The 3,045-nt window shown below is 65.1% G+C and carries 3 protein-coding genes; all 3 read right to left on the reverse strand.

Features of this window, described 5'->3' with window-relative positions; translation table 11 throughout:
• Positions 1 to 162 (reverse strand): chemotaxis protein CheW (locus HZA32_12520; protein MBI5424895.1); only part of this gene is annotated, 162 nt, incomplete at its 3' end.
• Between the two features lie 3 nt (positions 163 to 165).
• Entirely contained in the window at positions 166 to 2,652 is a 2,487-nt protein-coding gene (locus tag HZA32_12525; GenBank protein ID MBI5424896.1) for a hypothetical protein, read from the reverse strand.
• 237 nt (positions 2,653 to 2,889) lie between these two features.
• Positions 2,890 to 3,045, reverse strand: a 156-nt coding sequence (locus HZA32_12530) for a chemotaxis protein CheW (protein MBI5424897.1), incomplete at its 5' end; no start/stop codon positions are given.

Raw genomic sequence — 3,045 nt, forward strand, 5'->3', positions numbered from 1 at the left:
GACGAACTCCGGCATCTGGGGGACCGGAGTGATTTTCTGCATGCGGATGATCTCGCGGACCTTGAGCACCGCGATGCCGTAGGCCTCGGCGGCGAGTTGGACGGTGAGGTATTTGCCCTCGTTGACCGACTGGACCGTGCGAGTGGTTTGGGTGGTGCTCATGAATCAGGAATCCAGGAAGTGGGCGTCGTGGTTGGCGGCGGCGGAGACCGGCTGGCGCGTGGTGCGCGCGACCGGCGACTTCGCGATGGGCTTGAGTTCGCCGCGCGGCGCTGCCGGACGTGACGACGACTTCGGCGTGCGCGCTGCGGACGCGGCGGCGGCGGATTTGGTCGTGCCGACGAGATGGCGGAGCTCGATCACCGCTTCGTTCATGGCGACCGCTTGGGCGCTGAGTTCCTCGGCGGCGGCGGCGGTTTCCTCGGCGCTGCTGGCGTTGCCTTGGGTGACCTTGTCCATTTGCGAGACGGCGGTGTTCACCTGGGTGATGCCTTGCGTCTGCTCGTGCGAGGCGGATGCGATCTCGGCGACGACGGCGTCCATCTTGCGGGCGCGGTCGACGATCTGTTGGAGCGAGGCCGCGACCTTGCCGGAGATCTCGACGCCGTGCTGGCTCTTGTTGACGGAGTCTTCGATCTTGGAGGCGGTTTCCTTGGCGGCGTTGGCGGAGCGCTGGGCGAGGGCGCGGACTTCCTCGGCGACGACGGCGAATCCGGCGCCGGCCTCGCCGGCGCGAGCGGCTTCGACGGCGGCGTTCAGCGCGAGGATGTTGGTCTGGAAGGCGATCTCGTCGATCGTCTTCACGATCTTGGCGATTTCACCGGAGGAGTGCTTGATGGCATCCATCGCGGATTTCATCTCCTCCATGTCGGTCGCGCCGGTGTCGGCGGCGGTGCGGGTCTGGCCGGAGAGTTCCTTGGCCTGATTGGCGCTGTCCGCATTACGCTTCGCCATGGAGGCCATCTCTTCGAGCGAGGCGGAGGTTTCTTCGAGCGAGGCGGCTTGTTCGCTGGCGCCTTCGGCGAGGGATTGGCTGGCGGCGGAGACCTGGCCGGTGGCGGCCGCGATTTGCTCCGCGCCGTCGCCGACAACCTGAGTGACGGAGCCGAGCGGACCGACGATGCTGCGCGTAATGATGACGATGAAGCCGACGGTGAGGAGCACGGTGCCCACGCCGATCCAGACGATGAGCGATTGGGTATAGTTCATCTTGGCAGACATGACTGGGCCGGCGTGATCCTGGTCGGCGATGAGCTCGCGTTTGAATTCCTCGAGGCCTTCGTCGAGTGAGTTGCCCGACTTGGCCATGACGTCGGCAAGGGTGATCAGCTGCGAAAGGGAGGCGCCACGTTTGCCGGCGGCAGTGAGGTCGGCGAAACGGGTGGCGTGTTCGCTGAGGTGAGACTCGATGTCCTGGAGCATCTTCAGGCGTTGCGGCTCGTCGTGGAACTGCGTCTGCATATCCTTGATCAACGGCATCAGCTTGTCGTGATGCGCCTGATAAGCGGTCACGTCCGCAGCGCGTTTCGTGGCGATGTAGTCCTTGGCTGCGACGCGCATCTCGAGGAACTCCGCCTGCGCACGTCCGGCGAACACGCTGTGGCTCGCGTCGGTGCGATACTCGGTGAAGCCTTCGAGCGTTGCGTGGAATGCCTCGTAGGCGACGGTGATGATTCCGGCGATGAGGATCAGCAGCGCGGCGAAGCCGGCCGTGATGCGGCGGCCGACCGTCCAAGACTTCATGCCGGTCCGCGAGAACTGATAGGTGGTGGCGATGATCACCCCGATCACGATCGCACCCAAGCCGAGCGCGAGCCAGCTGACCGAATTCGCCAACTCGGAGGTGGCAGCCGGCGCAGCTTCGTTCGCGGAGTGCGGGGCGCCGGCCGGGGCCGTCGCGGCGTGCTCTTTCTCGCCAGCGGCATGCTCACTCGCGTGGGCGCCGGCGCCGCCGGTGTAGGCGAGGAGGCGGGACTGCTCGGGATGCACGCCCTTCACTTCGACTTGGCCGGACGCCAGATCATAGACGGCGCCCACGACCTTGAGTTTGCCGGCTTTGACGAGGTCGCGGATGGTCGCGCTGTTTTCAAAAATGTTGTCGATGGACTGCCAGATGTTCGCCTCGACGGCTTTCGCGAGGAGCTGCGCGCCGGGAACGCCCGGGTTGGCGGCCTTGGCCTTTTCGACGGCGGGCACGATGGTCTCGACGAGTTGCGGGATGTTGCCGTGCACCTCGGCGCCGTCGACGACGGCCTTGACCGCGCCGCAGGAGCTGTGGCCCATCACGACGAGCAGCTGGGTGCCGAGGTGACCGGTCCCGTATTCGATCGAGCCGATCTCGTCGGTCTTGGCGACATTGCCTGCGACGCGGACAAGGAAGAGATCACCGAGGCCTTGGTCGAAGATCGCTTCGGCCGGCACGCGGGAATCGGAGCAGGTCAGGATGGTGGCGAAAGGCGTTTGGCCTTTCGCGACCTCCGTGCGGCGTTCCGCGGTGAGGTTCGGGTGACGAGAATCCCCGCCAACAAAGCGGGTGTTACCGTCCGTCAGCCGTTGGAGGGCGGCGTCAGGAGAAACGGTCTGCGCAAAAGCAACGAGCGCGGACGCGGACAGAAGAACGAACAATGGCAGCAGAGTGCGACGGGATGACATGGTGCAAGAAGGGACGTGTGTTGCAGCGACAAGGTAGTCGCCGCGCGTCGCTTCCTGTTCTTACAGACCCATTGTCTGTCCGGACTGGCGGTCGTGCTCTGGGGAGCACACCGCAACGCTTCGTGGCTAGTATCGGGAAGAAAGTTTTTGGCTTTAGGAAAAAAGCACGCTCGGGCCGGGAAAACAACGAGCCGCCCCAAAGGCGGCTCTTGGAAGACCGACTGCGGCTGAGCGCGGTCAGGCGGCGGCGGCGATGGATTGCATGGTTTCCGGGGCGACGACGCGGTCGATGTCGAGGAGGGTTTTCACGTCGCCTTTGACCTTGGCCATGCCGAGGAGGTAGGTGGTGTCGACGCGGGTGCCGAATTCGGGCGTGGGCTCGATTTCGGTGGC

It is taken from the genome of Opitutia bacterium (assembly GCA_016217545.1).
In the GTDB taxonomy this organism is placed as follows: Bacteria; Verrucomicrobiota; Verrucomicrobiia; order Opitutales; family Opitutaceae; genus Didemnitutus.